We start from the raw sequence: 20,524 nt of genomic DNA on the forward strand, positions 1-20,524 counted from the left end.
TTCGTCGGCTCAGGTGCTGTGCTGGGTGGTGGACAGGCCCAGGGCCTTGAGGTCGGGCATGGTGCCCTCCTGGGCGGTGCGCAGCGACTCGACGAGTCTGCCCTGGCCGCCGCTGACGCGGGCGAAGGAGTCCTGCATGACCTTCTGGGTGGCGCTCATCCGAGGACCCCACAGCCACTGGTCGCCGATCTTCTCGGCCTCCTGCTCGAACAGGCGGTAGATGTCCTGACCGCCGTAGTACGAGCGGTCGAAGGCCTCGCGGCCCACCGCGACCAGGCCGGGTGCGGCCGGGTACTGGCTGCTGGTGCCGCTGGAGAGCCGGGCGCGCAGGGCGTCGGGGTGGGAGACCTGCCACTCGATGAACTCCATCGCGGCCTCCGGGTGCCTGCTGTCCTCGGTGATCGCGAAGGTGGAGCCGCCGTGCGTGCCGGCCGACGGGCTGCCGGCGTCCCACTGCGGCAGCGGCGCGATCCGCCACTGGCCCTTCTGTCCCGGCCGCGCGTTCATCTGCGCACCGGCGTCCCAGGCGCCGCTGAGCCGGGTCAGGACCAGCCCGTTGCCGATCTGCGCGTCGGACTGCCTGCTCTCGACGGCGTTCATGAAGACGTCGTCCCGGTCGATCAGCCCCTGCCAGTACTCCGCGACCCGCCGGGAGGGCGCGTCGGCGAGCGAGACGTTCCAGGCGCCCTTCGAGGTGTCGAACCACTGGGCACCCGCCTGCCAGGCGTAGCAGGCGAACTGGGTCATCCCGTCGGTGGGGAAGAGCACCAGCCGGCGGTCGGGCGCCTTGCGGCGCACCGTCGCGGCCTGCTCGGCGAACTCGTCCCAGGTACGGGCGGCTTCCAGCCCGTAGCGGTCGAACAGGTCGGCGCGGTAGTGCATCACCATGGGCTCGACGTCCAGCGGCACGGCGAACACCCGGCGTTCGAAGGTGGTCAGGCCGAGCGCCTGCGGCAGCAGCTTGCGGCGCAGCCCGTCGCTCATCAGGTCGGTGATGTCGCGGGCGACGCCGTCGATGGCGAACCCCGGGACCTGCGGGTATTCGAGGGTGGCGACATCGGGCGCGTTCCCGGCCCGGGCGGCGTTGCTGAGCTTGGCGTAACCGCCCTGTCCCCCGGAGGGGATCTGCTGGAACTCCACCTGGACGGTGCGGTGCGTGCGGTTGAACGCGTCGACCACCTCCTGGCTGCCGCGCAGGGCGGACCAGAAGGTGATGCGCGTGGTGGTGCCCGTGCGGGCCGACGATGCGCCGCTCCCCCCGCTGCAGGCGCTCGCGGCTCCTGCCAGGGGTAGGGCGGTCATCGCGGCGAGCACGGAGCGACGGCTGGGTCGTCCGGGCATGGCGCCTCCGCGGCTCCTGCGGGTCCGCGCGGGTGCGGACACGACTCTTCGAGACACCGGAATCCTGAACGCCCCGACTCAAACGGTCAATAGATCGATCAGAAGAAAATAAAACGCTCAAACGCTCATTCGGCGAGCGGTTCGGCCGGCCGGTCCGTCGAACCGCGCACCATCAACCGCGGCAGCAACTCGACCCGGCGGCCCGGCCGGCTGCCGGGCGCCTCGGCCAGCCGCTGGAGCAGCAGCTCCGCCGCCGCGTGCCCGACCTCGGCCTTCGGCGGCGACACGGCCGTCAGCGGAGGCGAGGCGAGACCGGCCACCACATCGTCGTACGCGACCACCGAGCAGTCCTGCGGCACCCGTACCCCCTCCTCCGTGAGCCGCTGGACGACCATCAGCGCGTCCACGTCGCCGTGCAGCACCATCGCGGACGCGCCCAGCTTGCGCATCAGCGCGGGCAGCTCGGCGGTCTCGTCCGCGGAGTACGGCCCGTCGGCCCCGGCCTCCCGCGCCACCAGCGCCCACGCCCACTGCTCCACCAAGGGGTGCGCCCCGGCGATCCGGGTGAACGCGGCACGCAGCGAGCGGGCGGTGGGGCTGTCGTGCCGGGTGGCGAACACGATCCGCCGGTGCCCCAGTCCCACCAGGTGCTCCACCGCCAGGTGCGCGCCGTACCAGTGGTCCGAGCACACCGAGTCCAGGGCGTGCAGCGCGCTGCCGCGCCACGGGCGGCGCTCCATCAGCACCGTGGGCACCCCGACCCCGGCCAGCCACTCGTGGTCGGCCTCCTCGTCGGCCCGGCCGCGCCAGCGCGGGGCGATCAGCAGCCCGTCCGCGCCGTCCGCCAGCGCCCGTTCCACCAGCGGGCGTTCGGCGCCGGACGCCTGCGGCGCGAGGTGCAGGGCCATGCGCACCCCCGCCCGCTCCAGGACCGTGCGGGCCCCGTGCAGGGTCTCGGTCAGGTACGAGTGCCGCACGGGAACCACCACGGCCACCCGGTCCCCGGCCGCCGGGACCGCTTCGGCGACGGTCTCCCGGGCCGGCAGCGTCGACCGCACGACCCCGTGCCCGCGGCTCAGCCTGCCCTCGCGCGTCAGCTCCTCGACGTCGCGCCGCACGGTGACCACCGAGACCTGCAACTCGGCGGCGAGGTCGCGCACCCGCGCGGTACCGCGCGCCTGGACCGCCGCGAGTATCCGCTGGCGCCTGAGATCGACCGGCTCCCGCATCAGGTCTCCCCACCCGAGAATGTTCGTTTGAGCGATTCCGCGTCATCATAACGATCGCTCGCGCCGGGCGTCCGGGCCTTTCCCCACGACCGGGCGCCTCACGCCAGGAGCGTCCTACGGCTCCGGGTCCGCCAGCAGCGGTCCCAGCGGGCCCAGGTCGAGGTTCAGGTCGCAGCGGCGCAGACCGTGCTGCGCGCACAGGTCGTCCATGCGCTCGTCGAGCAGCATGAGCGCCGTGCCGAGCCGGTCCTCCTGCTCCGCGCTCAGCGTCCCCTCGTCGAAGCGGCGCACGGCCTGCCGTTCCATGAGCTGGCGCAGCAGCTCCACCACGGTGAGGACCAGCGCGGCGAGGTCGTTGGTGACCCGTTCGGGATCCAGGTCGAGGGCGTGGGCGACGCGGTCCCGGGGCGCGGTCACAGCGGCCCGCTGTCCGGCCAGGGAGCGGGCACCCGCTCGTTCACCGACGACAGCAGCGCGTGCAGGGAGATCCGCACCAGCGGCACGTCCGCGACGGCCAGGACCAGATCGCCGCTGACCACGACACCGGTCGCCAGCACCCGGTCCAGCAGGTCGACCAGGGGCACCCCGACCGGTGCGTACGGCTCCGGGCCGCCCCAGGGCACGGGAGCCGGGCCCGGCGTACGGGCGTCCGGGACGGTCATGAACGGGCCTCCTGGTCCGGTCCGGCCTGCGGGTCCTCGTCCCAGCGGGCGAAGGAGTACGGGATCCACGGGCCCGAGGCCTCCACCCGCACCGCCGGGTCCGGCCCGCCGGCGGTGAACCGGGCCAGGGCCGCGGTGAAGTCGCCGCGCCGCGCGTCCTCCACCAGGTAGGCCGCGTTGAGCAGTTGCGGGGTCCGGCGGCCCGTCAGCCGCTCGCTCTGCGGGCGGTGCCGGGTCGCGGCCACCGCGTGGCGCCGCAGTGCCGCGTCGACGGCCTCCGCCTCGGCCAGCACCTTCCCGCGCGTCCCCCGCTCCTCGCGCCGCCGTGCGCTGACCCGGCTGAGGTAGGCCCGCCCACCGCCGCCGGAGCCGGTGGGGGCACCGGTGCCGCCGTCTCCGGCGGCCTCGGGCACGGCCTCGGCGGCGTGCACCTTCACCGCCCACTCCGTACGGTCCCGCAGCCGGTCCAGCAGCGTGTCCAGCACCGGCTGCCGGGCGGCCACCGCCCGCGCCGCGGTGAGGTCGCCCCGGTACAGCGTCGCCATCGGCAGCGGTACGACGGGGCCCCGCCCGGCCGCGGCCTCGACGCCCCGGTGATGGGCGCGGGCGCAGCGCTCCAGGTCCTCGGGCCGGTTGAGGCGCTCGGTCAGGGCCTCCTCGCCGAACAGGGCCGCGGGCACGTCCTGCACGACCAGGCACAGGCCGCCCGCGCGCAGCACGCGCAGCGGACCGCCTTCCTCGTGCCCCCTGGCCGCCGCCAGACCGTCCGGGTCGGGCGGGGTGCGGGTGACGGCGAAGGCGCACACGAGGCCGGTCGCCGCCGGTGAGACGGCGGACGCGCTCATCGCACGGCTCCCGTCGTCTCGCCCTCGGCGGCCCCCTCCAGGGCGTCGAGGCGCTCCCGCAGCCGCGCGTTCTCCTCGGCGAGCGCGTCCCGCGCGGCCCGGGACGACAGGGCGGGATCGGTCTCCCACCAGTCGATGCCCGCCTTCTTGGCAGTGTCCACGGAGGCGATGAACAACCGCAGCCGGATCGTCAGCAGTTCGATGTCGAGGAGGTCGATCTTGATGTCGCCGGCGATGACGATGCCCTTGTCGAGGACGCGTTCGAGGAGGTCGGCGAGGCTGCCGGAAGGGGGCCCGTAGGGCTCTGTCCCCGCGCCCGGGTACCGGTGGTCGAGGTCGGTCACCGCCTGCTCCCCGCGGCGGCGTCAGCGACGCGGGCGACCACGTTCGTCGTCCTCGTCGTCCTCGGCGTCGTCCTCCTCGTCCGCATACGGCTCCTCCTCGTCGTACTCACCTTCCTCGTCGTCCTCGTACCGGTCCTCGTACTCGTCCTCGGCGTCCTCCGCGTCGTCGGAGTCGTCGGAGTCGTCGGCGTGCTCCTCCTCTTCCAGCGCTTCCTCGTGGCTCCTGACGACCTCGCCGTCGCGGATCTCGCCGCGCCAGCCCTCGACCTCCTCGCCGTCCGTCAGGGACACGTGCCGCGCGAAGTGCTTCAGGTCCAGCCGCAGCCGGCGCCCCTGGGCGCGCCAGAGGTTCCCGGTCTTCTCGAAGAAGCCCGCCGGGTAGTACTCGACGACCACGACGACCCGGGTGAGCCGGGGTGCCAGCTCGTGGAAGGTGACCACCCCGTTGGTACTGCCCTTGGCGCCCTCGGAGGTCCAGGCGATGCGCTGGTCCGGGATCTGCTCCTGGACGGTCGCCTTCCAGCTGCGGGTCGACCAGGCGATCTTGGCGGTCCAGTCCGAGGTCACCTCGTCGTGCGGGCTGACGCTCTGGACGCCCTTGGTGAAGCCGCTGAAGTCCTGTAGCTGCGTCCACTGGTCGTAGACGGTGCGCAGGGGGACGCCGATGTCGACGGTCTCCATGATGTGCGTCGCCTTGACGCTGCCGCCGCCGCTCTTCGAACCGCCGCCGCTCTTCGCATCGCCACCGGTTTTCGCATCGCCACCGCCCTCTGGGGAACCGCCGCCGTCGGTGGACTCGGTCAGGCGGTCCGTGAGGGAACCGATCCGTTCCCCGGCCCTGCCGACGAGCCCGTGTCCCGCGGCGGAGAGGTAGCCGCCCAGGGCGTCCTTGAGGTCGCCGAGGGGGGACGGTCCGCCGTCGCCCTGCCGGTCGGGGGTCATGCGCGCCCACCTCCGCGCCTGCCGCCCGGACCCGCGGCCCGCTTCGCCGGTGCGGCCTTCTTGGCGGCCGACTTCTTGGCCGGAGCCTTCTTGGCCGGCGGCCTTTTCGCCGCCCTCTCGGCCGACTTGCGGGGCGGTGCCGGCGCGGGCCGCCGGTCTTCCGCCCGGTCCTCGTCGTCGAAGTAGGCGTCCTCGTCCGGAGCCTCCTCGTCCGGAGCGTTCTCGTCCCAGGAGTCGTCGTCGTAGTCGTCGCGGCCGTCGTCCCCTCGCTCCCCGCCGTCCTGGCGGGTGAGCGCGTCGGTACGGTCGCGGAGGCTGTCCGCGAGGCCGGTGAGCCGGCGGTTCGCCGCGGCGGTGACGGCCGCGCGTCCGGCGGTCAGCAGCTCGCCCCGGACCTGGTCGCTCAACTCCTGGAACTGCGGGGCCTGCCGTAGGCTGCCCAGCCCCTGGCCGAGCACCTGGCCGGGGGAGAGACCGACGCGTCGGCCCACCAGGTAGGAGCCGACCGCGAAGGCGAGCTTGGCCTTCTTGGTGCGTCCCAGGAGGTATCCGCCCGCCACGGCAGCCGCCATGGCCGTCCTGCTGTCGTTCATAGGTGTCGTCTCCGCGCTGGATTCGTGGTGGTCGTGGGGCTGGTGGTCCGGGCCGGGCGTTCGAGGAGGGTGAGCAGCCGTTCCTCCTCGCGTTCGAAGGCCGCCTCGTCGACGGCGCCCTCGTCCAGGGCCCGGTTGAGTGCGGCGAGCCGCGCCTGTACGGCGCGCGGGTCGTGGGCCTGGCGCCGGGCCTCCTGGAGCAGGTGGTCGGCGATCCACGCCGTGCCGCGCACCGGCGCGAGGGGCAGCAGGAGGAGACCGCTCACGATGCCCACGCGGTCACCGGCCGGCCGGTGTCGTGGGGCACGGGTCGACGAAGCTGTAGCAGGGCAGCGGTCCGGTCACGCTCAGGGCCAGCCGGTCCCCGCAGGCCCGGGCCCGTGCCGCCACCGCCTCCCTGAACCGCTCCTCGTCGGCCGAGCGCAGCAGGAACGACGCGCTGAGCACCTGCTCGTCGTCGGTCGTGCCCTGGACCGTGCGCACGGCGAGCGGGGCCAGCCGGTCGACGACCTCCCGGGCCGCGCGCCGCGCCTCGCGGCGTACACCGAGGGCGATCGCCTCGCCCAGCCGGACGTTGGCCTCGTAGTCGGGCCGGCGCCGGGTCCGCAGGGCCAGGCCGCGCAGCTTGTCGTCCCGGCGTACCAGATCGGCGAAGTGGCCGGGCACCACCGTCCCCTTGACGTTGAACTCCACGCACCCCCGTACGCCGTCGAGCTGTGCCGTCAAGTGAGCGGTGTCCGAACGCAGTTGGGAGAGCAGGGTGTCGGGCCGCGGGCTGAGGACCGCGAACCGCATGGGCAGCACCGGACCTTGGGCCGCCAGTTCGTCCAGGACGGCCTGGTGGGCCAGCAGGTCCCGGCGCCGGGGACGCAGCCGCGGGGGAGCGTCGGACACCGCGGCGCACAGTCCGGACTGGCTCAGCAGCCGTACCGGGGCACCGTCGACGCCCGGGGAGCGGGGGGAGCGGACCCCGGCGGGGGCGATGCCGTAGACGTACAGGGCCTTCGGGGCGGGCGCCGGTGCGTCGGCGGTGGCGGTGCCGGTGGCGGTGGTGGCGGGCGCGGTCATCGGTCCTCCTCCTCGGTGCGCCGGCGGGGGCGGGGACGGGGGCGGTCGTCCTCGTCGCGGGGGCGCGCGGCGGGCCGGCTGCGGGATCGCTGCGGGCTCCTGCCGCGCTCTGCGCGTGCGCGGGGACGGTCCTCCGCCTCCTCCTCGTCGGGCTCGGGCTCGTGCTCGGGCGTGAGGACGTCGCGCACCTTGTCGGTCAGGGAGCGTGCCGTCCGCCTGGCACCGGCCTTGCCCACGGTCTTGGCCACCGGGCTGCCGAACATCTCGGGCACGGTCTTGGACCGCACGTCGTGCTCCAGGTCCAGCCGGTTGCAGGCCTCGGCGAACCGGAGATAGGTGTCGACGCTCGCGACCACGATGCGCGCGTCCACCTTGAGGATCTCGATGCCGACCAGGGAGACGCGCACGAAGACGTCGATCACCATGCCGCGGTCGAGGATCAGTTCGAGGACGTCGTAGAGGGTTCCGGCGCGGGGCGCGCAGACGACCTCGTCGTCGTAGGTGATCATGCGGGGGTCCTTCCGGGTGCGGGCCTCACGGCCCGCTCACTGGTCCTGGGCACCACGCCGGTAGCGGGCGGTCCTGCGGTACTGGACCAGGTCGCCCGCCGGGTCCAACTCGACCTGGTAGGTGGCGAGCAGACTGGTGGTGTCGGGGATGCGTGCCACCTCCAGCACGTCCACGTCGACGATCCAGCCGCCGTCCTTGCTCCGGCACACCGCGGAGACCCCTTCGAGGTGGTGCCGGATCAGCTCGGACAGGGCGTCGGCGGCGCGCCGGGCGGCGTCCCGGGCGTCCGGCACGCCACGCTCGCGCGTGGTCGTGGAAGTGGTGCGGCGCCGTCGCTCGCCAGGTTCGGTCATGTGCCCACTGTGACCGCGGGTGCCCGGACCCCGCGTGCGCAGTTACCCCATCCGGGGCTGTCCCGTGCGCCGGCAGTGCAGGAAGAGGTGCGGCTCCGGCCGGGCGTCCGGGTGGGCCGGGGTGAACATCGACGCCTCCTGCGCCAGCACCTCCAGGCCGGACTCCTCGGCCAGGGTGATCAGTTCCTGTGCGGGGAAACTGGTCACGCGCACCGGCTGACCCATGAAGGTGGCGTCGACGTCCTCCACGTCCAGGGGCACGGTGGCCAGGACCAGGTAACCCCCGGGCTTCAGCAACCGTGCCAGGTGCCGTACGAGGTCCTTCTGCTCCTGCCGGTCCAGCTGGAGCAGGGAGAAGTACACGCAGACGGCGTCGAACGAGGCGTCCGCCAGCGGTACGTCCCGGATGTCGGCGCACCGGAAGGTGGCGGTCGGCACCTGCCGCGCGGCCAGCTCCACCATGACCGGGGAGATGTCGACGCCCAGCACCTCGTGCCCGGCGTCCGCGAGGGTCTCGGCGGTGGGCCGGCCCGTGCCGCTGCCCACGTCCAGCACCCGGCTGCCCGGCGCGAGCCGCGCCAGCAGCCACTCCAGTGAGTGGCGGTGCGTCTTCGACCTGGCGAACGCCTTCTCGTACTCGACGCCCAGCGCGTCGAACGCGGCGGCGGCCCGTGGGCGCTCCCGGTCGTCGGTCACGGCGCGGTCCCTTCGGTGCGGTGAGCCGGTGCCCGGGCATCGTTCCACCGGGAGCGAGCCGCCCACAAGGGGCCCTTCGGGCGACAGGCCCCGACCGGACGTACCAGCGGTCGCCGGCGTTCCGTGCCGTGCCCACCCGGCCTCGGCGCACCCGCGCCCTGACGACCGCCGGGTTCCCCCGATCCGAACCTTCATGATGCCGGTGGGTCACGCGCCCGGGCCGCTCACGGCGGCGACCCGGCCGACGAAGCCCGGACCCGGTGAGTCGTCCACCGCCACATCGCCCGTTCAGCCACATCGCCCGTCCAGCCACGTCACGGGTGCGGGGGCGTCCCCCGCCGGCACGCCCCCGCACCCGTGACGTGAGGGAAACCTGAGAATTCCGAGGGCACTTGAACGCTCCGGCCCCCGACTCCGTATGGAGCCGGGGGCATTTCACGTCCGAGTCCGTCACGACACAGGAGCACGCCTTGGGACACAACAGGCGCAGACGCCCGACCGGGGCGCGGCGCGCGACCTTCGGAGCGGTCGCGCTGATACTGGGGGGCAGCGGCCTGGTGGCCGTGAACGTCTTCGCCTCCGCGACGGAGTCCGGCAACGCCGCCGTCCCCCTGGGCAGTTCCGGAGTCGCGGCCACCGTCGACTGCCCCGACCTGACCGAACGGCTCACGGCCGTTCCGGAGCAGGCCAGGCCGGAGGTCGACACCGAACTCGCCCACCTCGACGAGCAGATCGCCACCGCCTACCGCGGCCTCCAGGACGCCGCCCGCACCGCGGACGACGGCACCCTCGACGAGGGCGCGATCCTCGACCCGCTGCGGAAGGAGCGCGCGGCGACGATCGAGCGCATCGCCGCCGCCATCGACAAGGCCGGAGACCGTCCCGAGGGCCTGGACACCCTGGCGGAGTGCACCCTGCGCCGCACCGAGATCGCGTCGGCGGACGCGGGGAGCGGCAGCCCGGACCAGCAGGGACAGGGGCAGGAGCAGGAGCAGGAAGGGAGTCAGGGACAGGAGCAGGGGCAGCAGGACGGCAAGGGCCAAGAGCCCGGTGACGGGCAGCAGCAGCCCGGCAACGGCGGACAGGCGGGCAACGGCCCCGTGGCGGCGGACTACGTCGACATCGAGTCCGTCCAGCCCGACGTCGTGCGGGCGCCCCGGCAGAAGCAGGCCTCGACCGGTTCCTTCGCCACCAGCTGCGGCGTCAACGCCGAGGGCCTGTTCAACTCGGACAACCTGATCGCCGCCCCCGGCGTCAGCAACGGCGCCCACCACTTCCACGACTACGTCGGCAACCAGGCCAACGACGCCCTCGCCAGCGACGACGACCTGGCCGCCGGCGACACCAGCTGCGCCGACCAGGGCGACAAGTCCTCGTACTACTGGCCCGTGCTGCGGCTCCAGAACGGCACCGCCGAACAGGACGCCCAGTCACCCGGCGGCGGCATCGAGGGCAACGCGGGCGAGATCGTCACGCCGGCCGAGGTCACTCTTACGTTCGAGGGCAACGAGCGGGGCAGCGTCACGGAGATGCCGCGGCTGCTGCGCATCATCACCGGCGACGCCAAGGCGTTCGTCAACGGCAACACCAACGCGAACGCCTCCTGGAGCTGCACCGGTTTCGAGGACCGGCAGCTGAAGGACAAGTACCCGCTCTGTCCCTCGGGCAGTGACGTGGTGCGCACCTTCACCTTCCAGAGCTGCTGGGACGGCCGCAACATCGACAGCGCCAACCACCGTACCCACATGGCCTTCGCCGCCGCCGACGGCAGCTGCCCGGAGGGATTCCGGGCCGTTCCGCGACTGGTGCAGCGGGTCGTCTACGACGTGGCCGCGCCCAGCCTGGAGGACGGGGGCAGGAGCGTCCCACTGTTCGCCGTGGACTCCTTCCCCGAGCAGCTGCACAAGCCGGTCACCGACCACAGCGACTTCATCAACGTCTTCGACGAGGATCTGATGCGCGAGATGGTCGAGTGCATCAACTCCGGCCGCGAGTGCGGTCCGGACACGCCCCCGGGGTCAGAGCCGGGCGAGGGCGAGGAGCAGCCCGGCGGCGGCGACGACGGCGGCCAGACCACCGAGCCCCCGGCCGAGCAGACCGCCACGGCCTCGGCACCCGCGGACCCCGGCCAGGGCGGCCAAGACCAGCAGAACGGCCAGGGCGGCGGGAAGGACCACGGGAAGGCCCCCGGCCAGAACGAGGAGCAGAACGAGGGACGGAACGAGGGACAGAACGAGGGACGGGCCGGCGGGGACAAGCCCGCGGCCCCGGCCGAGGACCAGGACGCCGACGCCTCCGCGAGCGCCGAGCCCAGGGCCGCGACGACGCCGGCCGCCGACACCCCGGACGACGTGAGCAGCGCCGGGGCCGCGACCGAGGCGTCGGGGAATACCGGCAACACCGGCAAGGGTGGCAACGCCGGCGGCGCCGGGTCGGCGCCCCGACCGCAGGCGCAGGGCGGACTCGCCGAAACCGGTTCCGGGCTCGGACTGTGGCCCGCGGCGGTCGGCGGCGTGCTGTTCGCCGGTGGGTGTGTGCTGCTGATCCGTTCCAGGCGGCGTGCGCTGTGACGAACGCGCCACCGGCATGACGACGGGTGGGCGGGGGACGTGCCCCGCCCACCCGTCGCGTCGAAGGCATCCACCACGCCACCACAGGGCGGGAAGTGGCTCATTTCGGATGTTGCCAATTCCTTTACCCAGGCGCAGCCTGGATTTCGAGCCGCCCTTGGGAGCGCTCCCACTCGCGCTCGCGATGCCGCGTGCTCCCCCTGTCCCCCCACGCGAGAGAAGGACGTCATGACTTGTCATGATCACAACAATTCCATAGTGACACCGATCAGAGGCGCCCGGCGGGCCGCGACCCTAACCCTCAGCACCCTGACCGCGGTCCTGCTCACCCTGATCCCCTGGAGCGGCACCGCCGTCGCCCACGGCTCGGTCGTCGACCCCGCCTCCCGCAACTACGGCTGCTGGGAACGCTGGGGCGACGACTTCCAGAACCCGGCCATGGCCGACGAGGACCCCATGTGCTGGCAGGCGTGGCAGGACAACCCCAACGCCATGTGGAACTGGAACGGCCTGTACCGCAACGGCTCGGCCGGCGACTTCGAGGCGGTCGTCCCCGACGGCCAGCTCTGCAGCGGCGGCCGCACCGAGGGCGGACGCTACAACTCCCTCGACGCCGTGGGCCCGTGGCAGACCACGGACGTCACCGACGACTTCACCGTCAGGCTCCACGACCAGGCCAGCCACGGCGCCGACTACTTCCTGGTCTATGTCACCAAGCAGGGCTTCGACCCCGCCACGCAGGCTCTGACCTGGGAAGACCTCCAGCAGGTCGCGCGCACGGGCAGCTACGGGCCCAGCCAGAACTACGAGATCCCGGTGAGCACCTCGGGGCTGAGCGGCCGCCACGTCGTCTACACGATCTGGCAGGCCTCGCACATGGACCAGACGTACTTCCTGTGCAGCGACGTCGACTTCGGCTGACCCGCCCCACTCCCACCCCCCCACCCGCATCCCCGCCGGGCGCGCCGCGCCCGGCGGGGAGACCGGTCGTACCGTCGGCCGGGGTGCCCGATCAGACGTTGACGCCGAAGTCCGCGGCGATGCCCGCGAGGCCCGAGGCGTAGCCCTGTCCGACCGCCCGGAACTTCCATTCGGCGCCGTGCCGGTACAGCTCGCCGAAGACCATCGCGGTCTCGGTCGAGGCGTCCTCGGAGAGGTCGTAGCGGGCGAGTTCCTGGTTGTTCGCCTGGTTGACCACCCGGATGAAGGCGTTGCGGACCTGGCCGAAGCTCTGGCCGCGGTTCTCCGCGTCGTGGATGGACACCGGGAAGACGATCCGGTCCACCTCGGCCGGGACCGAGGCGAGGTTCACCTTGACCGCCTCGTCGTCGCCCTCGCCCTCGCCGGTGAGGTTGTCACCGGTGTGCTCGACCGAGCCGTCCGGGCTGGTGAGGTTGTTGTAGAAGACGAAGTGCCCGTCCGAGAGCACCTTGCCCGACGCGTCGAGGAGCAGCGCGGAGGCGTCGAGGTCGTAGTCGGTGCCGGTCGTGGTGCGCACGTCCCAGCCCAGACCGACCAGCACGGCGGTCAGGCCGGGCGCCTCCTTGCTGAGCGAGACGTTGCCGCCCTTGGCCAGGGAAACTCCCACTGCGTTCTCCTTCGTCGTGTTCACTGCTTCCGCGTTCCGCGTTCATTGTGCCTGCTGACAATCTACAACACTGTAGAAGTAAGCCTTCTATACGATGTCGCTCCGGAACACGATCGGCGGCGGAAGGAGGCGGGCCGTGACGGATGACCGGCGTCCGCGGCGGCGGGGCCAGGGTGAGCTGGAAGCGCTGGTGCTGTCCGCGCTGTGCGAGGCGGACGGACCCGCGACGGCCGGCTGGGTGCAGGAACGCCTCGGCGGCGACCTCGCCTACACCACGGTGATCACGATCCTGACCCGGCTGCTCGAGAAGGGCGCCGTCAGCCGTGAGCGCGCGGGCCGGTCCTTCGCCTGGACGCCCGCCTCGGACCAGGCGGGTCTGGCCGCGCGGAAGATGCGCAAGGTGCTGGACGCCGAGAGCGACCGGGAAGCGGTACTGGCCAGCTTCGTCACCGGCCTCGACCCCGACGACGAGCGACTGCTGCGCGAACTGCTCGGGCACGCGCGCGCCGCGGAGGACGGCTGACACCGCATGGGGGTCTTCGTCTTCCTGCCCCTGGTCCTGCCGCTGACGGCGTGGCCGATCGCCAGGCTCGCCGAGCAGCACCTGCACCCGCGGACCGCGACCAGGCTGCTCACCGCCGTCGCGGCCGTGATGGCCCTGTGCAGCACCGTGTGCCTGGCCCTGGTGATGGTGGTCGGCACTGCCCAGCTGCCCGGCAATCCACTCCCCGACGGCTGGTCCGACCCCGAGGTACGGGCGGCGGTGCCCTACGACGAGGTCGTCGGCAAGGCGGCCATCCCCGCGCTCTGCGCGGTGGTGGCGGCCTCGGCGCGGGCCCTGTGGCGGCACGGCAGGGTGCGCCGCCGCGCCCACCGCGCACTGGCCGGGCTGCCGGGCACCGGGGTGGCCGTACTGCCTGACGACGTGCCCTACGCGTACGCGCTGCCGGGTGGACGCCGGGACCGCGTGGTGGTGAGTACGGCCCTGCTGGACTGCCTCGAACCGGGCGAGCGGCGCGCCCTGTTCGCCCATGAGCGTGCCCACCTCGCCGCCCGGCACCACCGCTTCCTGCTCACCGTCCGGCTCGCCGCGCTGGCCAACCCGTTCCTGCGCCCCCTGCGGACGGCCGTGTCCTACACGGCGGAGCGGTGGGCGGACGAGGCGGCCGCACGGGCGGTCGGTGACCGCCGCGCGGTGGCGACCGCGATCGGCAAGGCGGCCCTCGTCTCCCGCGGCACCCCCGTCGCCACCCTCGCCGGCCTCGCGGCGCCCGGCCCGGTGCCCCGCCGGGTGGCGGCCCTGCTGGGGCCCGCTCCCGCCGTCCGCACCTGGCCCCCGGTGTTCACGTCGGTCGGCCTGGCGGCGTGGGCGGCGGCCGCCGGGACCGCCGTCTCGGCGATGTCGTCCGCGAACGCCGCCGTCACGATGTTCCTCATCCTGCGGGCCGCGACGCCGTTCTGACCGGTTGGCACTCCTCGACGCACGCATGCGAGGAAACCCGCAGGTCACTGAGGTGCCGCCGAAACTTCCTCACTCGATCGGGTGAGGGGCCAATCCGCAACGGGGGCCGCTCCGGATCCCCGTGGCGGTCCGGGGGCCGGGGGCCGGGGGAGCGGGGCAGGCAGTGGCCCGTCCCCCGGCGGGGCGATGCCCCTGTGGTAGCTTGCGCAAGCCAGTCGAACCCACCTGGTGGGTCAGGGAATCCGGTGCGAATCCGGAACTGACGCGCAGCGGTGAGGGGGACGGGCGGGACACGGGCCACTGGGCGGCGTACGCCGTCCGGGAAGGCGTCCCGTCCGGTCGATCCCGAGTCCGAAGACCTGCTGGCACCCGTGCCGCGTGCGGCGCGGGCCGCATCGTACGGACGGGCTTCGCGCATGAGCCCTCGACGCCAGAGGATCCTTCCTTGCCCGCAGCACGCCCCGCCGGCCCCCGGCGACTCCTCCTTTCCCGCCGTGCCCTGCGCGGTCCCGTCCTGCTCCTGTCCGGCGCCCTGCTGGTGTCCGGCTGCGGGTCCGGCGCGGGCACCGACGACCCGGCCGCCCGGGCCGACGCGGCCGGTTACCCGCGCACCGTCCGTGACTGCGGGCGCGACGTCCGGGTCGACGCGCCGCCGCGCCGGGCCGTCTCCCTCAACCAGGGCACCACCGAGATCCTGCTCTCGCTCGGGCTCGCCGACCGCCTGGCGGGCACCGCCACCTGGACCGACCCGGTCATGAAGGGACTGGAGAAGGCGAACGCCGGCGTCCCCCGGCTCGCCGACGACATGCCGTCCTTCGAGACGGTCCTGGACGCCGAACCCGACTTCGTCGCCGCCTCCTTCGCCTCCACCCTCGGCACCGGCGGCGTGGCCACCCGCGAACGGTTCACGGAACTCGGCGTACCCGCCTACCTGTCGCCGTCCGACTGCGCCGGCAAGGACAACAGCGGCGACGGCGACGGGGTCCGGAACGAGCCCCTCACCATGGACACCGTCTACGGCGAAGTCCGGGACCTGGCCCGCCTCTTCGACGTCGAGCAGCGCGGCGAGGAACTCGTCGCCGAACTCGAGTCCAGGGTCGACAAGGCGACCTCCGGCATCGACGCCTCCGGCGTCACCCTCATGTACTGGTTCGCCAACTCCACCTCCCCCTACCTGGCGGGCTGCTGCGGCGCCCCCGGCGTCATCACCCGCGCGGTCGGCGCCGAGAACGCCATGGACGACACCCACGCGGAGTGGCCGCAGGTCGGCTGGGAGACCGTCGCCGACCGGGACCCCGACGTCCTGGTCCTCGGCGACCTCACCCGCAAGTCGCAGACGGCCGAGACGGCCGCGAAGAAGATCGAGTTCCTGGAGTCCAACCCCGTGACCAGGAACATGACCGCCGTCCGCGAGAAACGCTACGTGCTGCTCAGCGGGCAGGCCATGAACCCCACCATCCGTACCGTCGAGGGCGTGGAACAGGTGGCGGCGGCCCTGCGCGAGTTCGGGCTCGCCAAGTGACGTCCGCGAGCCGGACGGCGCCCGTCTCCGGCATACGCGCGCCGCGTAGCGCCCTCGTGTGGGCGGCGGCCGGGACCGTCGCCCTGTGCGTCTCCGTGGCCGTCGCCGTCACCATCGGACCGGCGGACATCGGTGTCGCCGACGTGTGGTCCGTGATCGCCGCCCACCTCGGCGCCGGCACCGACGCCGGGGACGTGTCCCCGATCCGCGCCGGCATCGTCTGGGACCTGCGGCTGCCCCGCACCCTCCTGGCCGCGGTGTGCGGAGCGGGACTCGCCGTGTGCGGGGCCGTCCTCCAGTCCCTGCTGCGCAACCCGCTCGCCGACCCCTTCGTCCTCGGCGTCTCCTCCGGCGCCTCGACCGGCGCCGTCCTGGTCGTCGTGCTCGGCGTGGGCGGCGGCGCGCTGTCCGTCCCCGGCGGGGCGTTCATCGGCGCGGTCTGCTCCTTCGCGCTGGTGATGCTGCTCAGCCACAGCCTCGGCGGCACCACGGACCGGGTGGTGCTCGCGGGCGTGGCGGCGATGCAGCTGTTCTCGGCGCTCACCTCCTTCGTGGTCATGACCGCCGCCGACGCCGAGACCACCCGCGGCGTGCTGTTCTGGCTGCTCGGCTCGCTCGGCGGCGCGGGCTGGAGCGACGTGTGGACCGGCACGGCCGTCCTGCTGCTGGTCCTGGCCGTCTGCCTCGGTCACGCCAGGACGCTGGACGCCTTCGCCTTCGGCCAGGACGCGGCGGCCGCGCTCGGCGTCCACGTGGCCCGCACCCGGTTGGTGCTGCTGTGCGCCACCGCCCTGCTCACCGCCGCCCTGGTCGCCTCGGCCGGCGCGATCGGCTTCGTCGGGCTGGTGCTGCCGCACGCGGTACGGGCGCTCACCGGTCCCGGACACGCCCGGCTGCTGCCGGTCTGCGCGCTCGCCGGTGCCGTGTTCCTGGTGTGGGTCGACACCCTGGCCCGTACCGTCCTCGCACCCCAGGAGGTCCCGGTGGGAGTGGTGACCTCGCTGATCGGCGTACCGGCCTTCGTGCTCGTGCTGTACCGCACGCGGAGGACACGGTGACCCTGAACGCCGAGCGGGTCTCCCGCACCGCCGGTGGCCGGCTGATCCTGGACGGCGTCGACCTGAGCCCGCGCGACGGCGCCATGACGGGCCTGCTCGGCCCCAACGGCTCCGGCAAGTCCACCCTGCTGCGGCTGCTCGCCGGCGTACTCTCCCCGACCTCCGGCCGCGTCACCCTCGACGGACGCCCCCTGGACCGGGTGGGCCGCCGGGACGTCGCCCGGCGCGTGGCCGTGGTGGAGCAGCAGACGGACACGCAGGTGGAACTGACGGTCCGGGACGTCGTCCGGCTCGGCCGCATCCCGCACCGCCGCGCCTGGTCACCGGCGTCGGCGGCCGACGAGGAGGCGGTCACGGACGCCCTGGACCGCACCGAACTGACGGGTCAGGCCGACCGCCTCTGGCACACCCTCTCCGGTGGCGAACGCCAGCGCGTGCAGATCGCCCGCGCCCTCGCCCAGGAGCCGCGTGAACTCCTGCTCGACGAACCGACCAACCACCTCGACATCCAGCACCAGCTGGACGTGCTGGCCCTCGTCGCCGCCCTGCCGGTCACCAGCGTGGTCGCGCTGCACGACCTCAACCTCGCCGCGATGTACTGCGACCACCTCGTCGTCCTCTCGGAGGGACGGGTCGTGGCCTGCGGCGAACCGACGGAGGTCCTGACGACGGACCTGGTCGCGAAGGTCTACCGGGTCGACGCCGAGATCACCCGCGCCGGTCCGGCAGGCCGCCCGCACGTGCGCTTCCTGGGCACACTGCCGCGCTAGGAGCCCGTGCGAGCGGTCACCCGGAGCGGGCTCAGCCGGCCGGCTCAGTCGTCCATCAGACCGGCGGCGAGCGTGGCCCCCAGTTCCCAGCAGGCCCGCAGGTCGGCCCTGCCGGGCTCACCGGCCACGTTCACCGCGGGCGCCGCGTGCTGCCAGCCGAGGCCGGTCGTGACCGACTCGATGCCGCGCACCGCGCCCGTGGTGTCACTGCCCCCGTGCACGTAGTAGCCGAAGGGGCGGCCCCGCGTCTCGTCCAGGCAGGGGTAGTAGACCTGGTCGAAGAAGTGCTTGAGCGCACCCGACATGTAGCCCAGGTTGGCCGGGGTGCCCAGCAGGAAGCCGTCCGCCTCCAGCACGTCGACGGCCGTGGCCGCCAGGGCCGCCCGCCGGACCACCCGTACCCCTTCGATCTCGGGCGCGGTCGCCCCGGACACGACGGACTCCAGCATCGCCTGGCAGTTCGGCGACGGCGTGTGATGCACGATCAGCAAAGTGGCCACACCGGCAGCCTGCCGCGCGGCACCCGCCAACCGCAAACGGACCCCACGGCACCCGGGGGTCCGCCCCCGGCCCGCGCCCTACTCCTCGGTCGCCGCCGTCTCCGTCAGCTCGCCGTCCGCCAGCCGCAGCCAGCGGTCGACGCCGATCTCACGCAGGAACCGCCGGTCGTGACTGACGACCACGAACGCACCCCGGTAGGAGTTCAGGGCGCTTTCCAGCTGGCCCACGCCGACCAGGTCGAGGTTGTTCGTCGGCTCGTCCAGGAGCAGCAGGTGCGGGGCCGGTTCCGCGCACAGGACGCAGGCCAGCGTGGCCCGCAGCCGCTCGCCGCCGGAGAGCAGGCCGACGGGCAGATGGGCGCGGGCACCCCGGAAGAGGAAGCGCGCGAGGAGGTTCATCCGCTCGGCCTCCGGACGGTGAGGGGCGTAGGCGGCGAAGTTCTCGGCGACGGTGCGCTCCTCGTCCAGCAGGTCGAGCCGCTGGGAGAGGTACGCGACGCGCCCGTCGGCGCGCCTGAGGTCGCCGCCCTCCGGCTCCAGGTCGCCGTTGAACAGCCGCAGCAGCGTACTCTTGCCCGCGCCGTTGGACCCGGTCAGCGCGATCCGCTCGGGCCCCCGGACCGTCAGGTCGACGCCCGCTGCGGCGAACACCTCCCGCTCACCGAGCCGGATCCGCAGCCCCTGACCGAGGAAGAGGGTGCGTCCCGCGGGGACGTCGGTCTCCGGCAGGTCCAGCGTGATGCGCTGTTCCTCGCGCAGTGAGCGCTCCGCCTCGTCCAGCCGTGCCCTCGCCTCACCGACCCGGCTGGCGTGGGTCTGGCCCGCCCGGCCCGCGGACTCCTGGGCCCCGCGCTTCATGGTGCCCGCGAAGATGCGGGGGAGCCCGGCGTTCTTGAGGTTGCGGGCGGCGTTGCTCGCGCGGCGGTCGGCGCGCTCGCGGGCCTGCTGCAATTCCCGCTTCTCCCGCTTCAACTCCTGTTCGGCGTTGCGGACGTTCTTCTCGGCGACCTCCTGCTCGGCGCGGACGGCCTCCTCGTACGCGGTGAAGTTGCCGCCGTAGAGGCGCAGTTCGCCGCGGTCGAGTTCGGCGATGCGCTCCATGCGGTCGAGCAGCTCCCGGTCGTGGCTGACCAGCAGCAGACAGCCGTTGTAGTCCGTGAGCACGTCGTGGAGTCTGCTCCGGGCGGCCGCGTCGAGGTTGTTGGTGGGCTCGTCGAGCAGCAGTACGTCGGGCCGCTTCAGCAACTGGGCGGCGAGTCCGAGGGAGACGACCTGACCGCCGCTGAGCGTGCGGAGCCGCCGGTCCAGGGCGAGGTCGCCCAGGCCCAGGCGGTCGAGCTGGGCGCGGGTGCGTTCCTCGATGTCCCAGTCGTCGCCGATGGCCGTGAAGTGCTCCTCGGCCACGTCCCCGGACTCGACGGCGTCGATGGCCCGAATCACGGCGTCGACACCGAGGACCTCGGCGACGGTCAGGTTCCCCGTCAGGGGGAGGGTCTGCGGCAGATGGCCGAGGACTCCGGAGACCGTCACGGAGCCCGCGGTGGGCCGCAGCTCCCCGGCGATCAGTTTGAGCAGGGTGGACTTGCCGGCCCCGTTGGGGGCCACGAGACCCGTGCGGCCCGCGCCCACGGTGAACGACAGGTCCTCGAAGACCGGGGTGTCGTCGGGCCAGGAGAAGGACAGGTGGGAGCAGCGCAGGACGGCGTCGGACATGGAGACGACCTCGTGGAGCTGAGGGGCAGGGAACAGACCTCTGCCCGGGAAGGAAGACAGGGAAAAGGGAACGACGAAGGGGCCACTGCGTCGGCGCTCGAAAAACGCCCGCTGCGGCCTACCGGGACCGGATCTCACCCGGAGATGTCGTCGTCACCCACCATGTCCACGACTCCTCACTGCACGATCAACGTCCGCACCAGCCTAACAGCCGGGCTGTTGCCGCACCGGTCCGGTGCCGCGTCGGACGAGGCGGGCGGCGCCGCCGCGGAACCGGTGGTCCGGCCGTCGCGAGGGCCCGGACGAACAGCTCGGAGGGCACCGTCCGCCCCGAGCGGCATGCCGTCCCTCACCCCCCTCAGGCCGGCATGCTCAGCAGCGCGATCGGGTCGGAGGTGTGAGGTGGCCCTGGGTGATCAGGATTCCTTCGCCGCCGTGTACGACGCGGTGGCGGGATCCGTGCTCGGGGTCGCCCGAACTGGGTCCTGACCCTGGCCGAAACCGGCGGGCCGTGGACCGGGTGCGGTCGCTGGAGGCGGCCGCGGCCCGGGACCACAAGGCCGCCCTGCTCCGATCAGCTGCTCGAGATCGGGGCCGCGCGGCCCGCGGATTGGTCGAAGCCCTGGGAAGCCTTGGCGACCTCGCCCGACGCACACCCTGCCACGGGTACAGTGGCCACCGTTCGCGTTCGATCGGGCTCCATGGGAGCGGGAGGACCGGGAGGACCGGAAGGTGAGGTTGATGACCGTGCACGACGC

At 73.3% G+C, this 20,524-nt stretch carries 23 protein-coding genes, 1 pseudogene and 1 riboswitch; of the genes and pseudogenes, 8 read left to right on the forward strand and 16 right to left on the reverse strand.

What is annotated here, in order from left to right:
* Positions 1-9 precede the first annotated feature (9 nt).
* The 13 genes from BZZ08_RS17870 to BZZ08_RS17930 form a co-directional block, all read right to left on the reverse strand.
* Complete coding sequence (locus BZZ08_RS17870; RefSeq protein ID WP_104633240.1) at positions 10-1,341, reverse strand: ABC transporter substrate-binding protein; 1,332 nt, start codon at positions 1,339-1,341, stop codon at positions 10-12.
* Between the two features lie 125 nt (positions 1,342-1,466).
* On the reverse strand, positions 1,467-2,570 hold the full coding sequence (locus tag BZZ08_RS17875; protein ID WP_104633241.1) for a substrate-binding domain-containing protein: 1,104 nt from the start codon (positions 2,568-2,570) through the stop codon (positions 1,467-1,469).
* Between the two features lie 114 nt (positions 2,571-2,684).
* Entirely contained in the window at positions 2,685-2,987 is a 303-nt protein-coding gene (locus tag BZZ08_RS17880) for a gas vesicle protein K (protein WP_104633242.1), read from the reverse strand.
* Positions 2,984-3,232 carry a gas vesicle protein gene (locus tag BZZ08_RS17885; RefSeq protein WP_016325204.1) on the reverse strand — a complete coding sequence of 83 codons (249 nt, stop codon included), beginning with the start codon at positions 3,230-3,232 and terminating at the stop codon, positions 2,984-2,986. Before BZZ08_RS17885 ends, BZZ08_RS17880 begins: the two co-directional genes overlap by 4 nt.
* Positions 3,229-4,077, reverse strand: coding sequence for a GvpL/GvpF family gas vesicle protein (locus tag BZZ08_RS17890; protein WP_104633243.1), 849 nt, complete (start codon positions 4,075-4,077; stop codon positions 3,229-3,231). Before BZZ08_RS17890 ends, BZZ08_RS17885 begins: the two co-directional genes overlap by 4 nt.
* Positions 4,074-4,421: a gas vesicle protein gene (locus BZZ08_RS17895; RefSeq protein ID WP_104633244.1), complete on the reverse strand. Its 348-nt coding sequence runs from the start codon at positions 4,419-4,421 to the stop codon at positions 4,074-4,076. The genes BZZ08_RS17890 and BZZ08_RS17895 overlap by 4 nt, the downstream gene beginning before the upstream one ends.
* 21 nt (positions 4,422-4,442) lie before the next feature.
* Positions 4,443-5,363 (reverse strand): SRPBCC family protein, encoded by a 921-nt coding sequence (locus BZZ08_RS17900; RefSeq protein ID WP_104633245.1) that lies wholly within the window; start codon positions 5,361-5,363, stop codon positions 4,443-4,445.
* A complete protein-coding gene (locus BZZ08_RS17905) occupies positions 5,360-5,956 on the reverse strand; it encodes a hypothetical protein (RefSeq protein ID WP_104633246.1) in 597 nt (198 codons plus the stop codon). Before BZZ08_RS17905 ends, BZZ08_RS17900 begins: the two co-directional genes overlap by 4 nt.
* The gene (locus tag BZZ08_RS17910) at positions 5,953-6,231 is read right to left on the reverse strand and encodes a gas vesicle protein GvpG (protein ID WP_104633247.1); all 279 of its coding nucleotides are present in this window, start codon (positions 6,229-6,231) and stop codon (positions 5,953-5,955) included. Before BZZ08_RS17910 ends, BZZ08_RS17905 begins: the two co-directional genes overlap by 4 nt.
* Before the next feature lie 4 nt (positions 6,232-6,235).
* On the reverse strand, positions 6,236-7,024 hold the full coding sequence (locus tag BZZ08_RS17915) for a GvpL/GvpF family gas vesicle protein (protein ID WP_104633248.1): 789 nt from the start codon (positions 7,022-7,024) through the stop codon (positions 6,236-6,238).
* Entirely contained in the window at positions 7,021-7,533 is a 513-nt protein-coding gene (locus BZZ08_RS17920; protein WP_104633249.1) for a gas vesicle structural protein GvpA, read from the reverse strand. Before BZZ08_RS17920 ends, BZZ08_RS17915 begins: the two co-directional genes overlap by 4 nt.
* 36 nt (positions 7,534-7,569) lie before the next feature.
* Positions 7,570-7,887, reverse strand: coding sequence for a gas vesicle protein GvpO (locus BZZ08_RS17925; RefSeq protein ID WP_104633250.1), 318 nt, complete (start codon positions 7,885-7,887; stop codon positions 7,570-7,572).
* Positions 7,888-7,929: 42 nt separating this feature from the next.
* Positions 7,930-8,583: a class I SAM-dependent methyltransferase gene (locus BZZ08_RS17930; RefSeq protein ID WP_104633251.1), complete on the reverse strand. Its 654-nt coding sequence runs from the start codon at positions 8,581-8,583 to the stop codon at positions 7,930-7,932.
* A gap of 470 nt (positions 8,584-9,053) precedes the next feature.
* Here BZZ08_RS17930 and BZZ08_RS17935 point away from each other — a divergent pair, with 470 nt between their 5' ends.
* Both BZZ08_RS17935 and BZZ08_RS17940 read left to right on the forward strand, forming a co-directional pair.
* Complete coding sequence (locus BZZ08_RS17935; RefSeq protein WP_104633252.1) at positions 9,054-11,153, forward strand: DUF1996 domain-containing protein; 2,100 nt, start codon at positions 9,054-9,056, stop codon at positions 11,151-11,153.
* Between the two features lie 228 nt (positions 11,154-11,381).
* Positions 11,382-12,074 (forward strand): lytic polysaccharide monooxygenase auxiliary activity family 9 protein, encoded by a 693-nt coding sequence (locus BZZ08_RS17940; protein WP_104633253.1) that lies wholly within the window; start codon positions 11,382-11,384, stop codon positions 12,072-12,074.
* A 91-nt stretch (positions 12,075-12,165) separates the two neighbouring features.
* Here the strand turns inward: BZZ08_RS17940 and BZZ08_RS17945 are convergent, their stop codons facing one another.
* Entirely contained in the window at positions 12,166-12,741 is a 576-nt protein-coding gene (locus tag BZZ08_RS17945; RefSeq protein WP_104633254.1) for a TerD family protein, read from the reverse strand.
* A gap of 94 nt (positions 12,742-12,835) precedes the next feature.
* On the opposite strand from BZZ08_RS17945, the gene BZZ08_RS17950 reads away from it, so the two are divergent.
* The 5 genes from BZZ08_RS17950 (at position 12,836) to BZZ08_RS17970 (ending at position 17,553) form a co-directional block, all read left to right on the forward strand.
* The gene (locus BZZ08_RS17950; RefSeq protein ID WP_104633255.1) at positions 12,836-13,264 is read left to right on the forward strand and encodes a BlaI/MecI/CopY family transcriptional regulator; all 429 of its coding nucleotides are present in this window, start codon (positions 12,836-12,838) and stop codon (positions 13,262-13,264) included.
* 6 nt (positions 13,265-13,270) lie between these two features.
* Positions 13,271-14,203 carry a M56 family metallopeptidase gene (locus tag BZZ08_RS17955; RefSeq protein ID WP_104633256.1) on the forward strand — a complete coding sequence of 311 codons (933 nt, stop codon included), beginning with the start codon at positions 13,271-13,273 and terminating at the stop codon, positions 14,201-14,203.
* A 195-nt stretch (positions 14,204-14,398) separates the two neighbouring features.
* Positions 14,399-14,584: riboswitch (cobalamin riboswitch) on the forward strand.
* 64 nt (positions 14,585-14,648) lie between these two features.
* The gene (locus BZZ08_RS17960; protein WP_241965501.1) at positions 14,649-15,725 is read left to right on the forward strand and encodes an ABC transporter substrate-binding protein; all 1,077 of its coding nucleotides are present in this window, start codon (positions 14,649-14,651) and stop codon (positions 15,723-15,725) included.
* Between the two features lie 32 nt (positions 15,726-15,757).
* Positions 15,758-16,783, forward strand: a complete 1,026-nt coding sequence (locus tag BZZ08_RS17965; RefSeq protein ID WP_104633289.1) for a FecCD family ABC transporter permease — start codon at positions 15,758-15,760, stop codon at positions 16,781-16,783.
* Positions 16,780-17,553: an ABC transporter ATP-binding protein gene (locus BZZ08_RS17970; RefSeq protein WP_104633257.1), complete on the forward strand. Its 774-nt coding sequence runs from the start codon at positions 16,780-16,782 to the stop codon at positions 17,551-17,553. Before BZZ08_RS17965 ends, BZZ08_RS17970 begins: the two co-directional genes overlap by 4 nt.
* A 44-nt stretch (positions 17,554-17,597) precedes the next feature.
* Here BZZ08_RS17970 and BZZ08_RS17975 read toward each other — a convergent pair whose 3' ends face one another.
* Both BZZ08_RS17975 and abc-f read right to left on the reverse strand, forming a co-directional pair.
* Positions 17,598-18,053, reverse strand: coding sequence for an NAD(P)H-dependent oxidoreductase (locus BZZ08_RS17975; protein WP_104633258.1), 456 nt, complete (start codon positions 18,051-18,053; stop codon positions 17,598-17,600).
* 78 nt (positions 18,054-18,131) lie between these two features.
* On the reverse strand, positions 18,132-19,766 hold the full coding sequence (gene abc-f / locus BZZ08_RS17980; protein ID WP_104633259.1) for a ribosomal protection-like ABC-F family protein: 1,635 nt from the start codon (positions 19,764-19,766) through the stop codon (positions 18,132-18,134).
* Between the two features lie 339 nt (positions 19,767-20,105).
* Between abc-f and BZZ08_RS39950 the strand changes: the two are divergent.
* Positions 20,106-20,337, forward strand: a pseudogene (locus BZZ08_RS39950) (hypothetical protein); the annotation flags it as partial.
* Between the last annotated feature and the right edge of the window lie 187 nt (positions 20,338-20,524).

This window comes from Streptomyces sp. MH60 (genome assembly GCF_002939385.1).
Lineage (GTDB): Bacteria > Actinomycetota > Actinomycetes > Streptomycetales > Streptomycetaceae > Streptomyces.

What these genes read in the sequence shown, in the direction of transcription:
- BZZ08_RS17870 (WP_104633240.1), bottom strand. Translation starts at nt 1,341, where the DNA reads ATGCCCGGACGACCCAGCCGTCGCTCCGTGCTCGCCGCGATGACCGCC.
- BZZ08_RS17875 (WP_104633241.1), bottom strand. Translation starts at nt 2,570, where the DNA reads ATGCGGGAGCCGGTCGATCTCAGGCGCCAGCGGATACTCGCGGCGGTC.
- BZZ08_RS17885 (WP_016325204.1), bottom strand. Translation starts at nt 3,232, where the DNA reads ATGACCGTCCCGGACGCCCGTACGCCGGGCCCGGCTCCCGTGCCCTGG.
- BZZ08_RS17890 (WP_104633243.1), bottom strand. Translation starts at nt 4,077, where the DNA reads ATGAGCGCGTCCGCCGTCTCACCGGCGGCGACCGGCCTCGTGTGCGCC.
- BZZ08_RS17900 (WP_104633245.1), bottom strand. Translation starts at nt 5,363, where the DNA reads ATGACCCCCGACCGGCAGGGCGACGGCGGACCGTCCCCCCTCGGCGAC.
- BZZ08_RS17905 (WP_104633246.1), bottom strand. Translation starts at nt 5,956, where the DNA reads ATGAACGACAGCAGGACGGCCATGGCGGCTGCCGTGGCGGGCGGATAC.
- BZZ08_RS17915 (WP_104633248.1), bottom strand. Translation starts at nt 7,024, where the DNA reads ATGACCGCGCCCGCCACCACCGCCACCGGCACCGCCACCGCCGACGCA.
- BZZ08_RS17920 (WP_104633249.1), bottom strand. Translation starts at nt 7,533, where the DNA reads ATGATCACCTACGACGACGAGGTCGTCTGCGCGCCCCGCGCCGGAACC.
- BZZ08_RS17925 (WP_104633250.1), bottom strand. Translation starts at nt 7,887, where the DNA reads ATGACCGAACCTGGCGAGCGACGGCGCCGCACCACTTCCACGACCACG.
- BZZ08_RS17940 (WP_104633253.1), top strand. Translation starts at nt 11,382, where the DNA reads ATGACTTGTCATGATCACAACAATTCCATAGTGACACCGATCAGAGGC.
- BZZ08_RS17950 (WP_104633255.1), top strand. Translation starts at nt 12,836, where the DNA reads ATGTCGCTCCGGAACACGATCGGCGGCGGAAGGAGGCGGGCCGTGACG.
- BZZ08_RS17955 (WP_104633256.1), top strand. Translation starts at nt 13,271, where the DNA reads ATGGGGGTCTTCGTCTTCCTGCCCCTGGTCCTGCCGCTGACGGCGTGG.
- abc-f (WP_104633259.1), bottom strand. Translation starts at nt 19,766, where the DNA reads ATGTCCGACGCCGTCCTGCGCTGCTCCCACCTGTCCTTCTCCTGGCCC.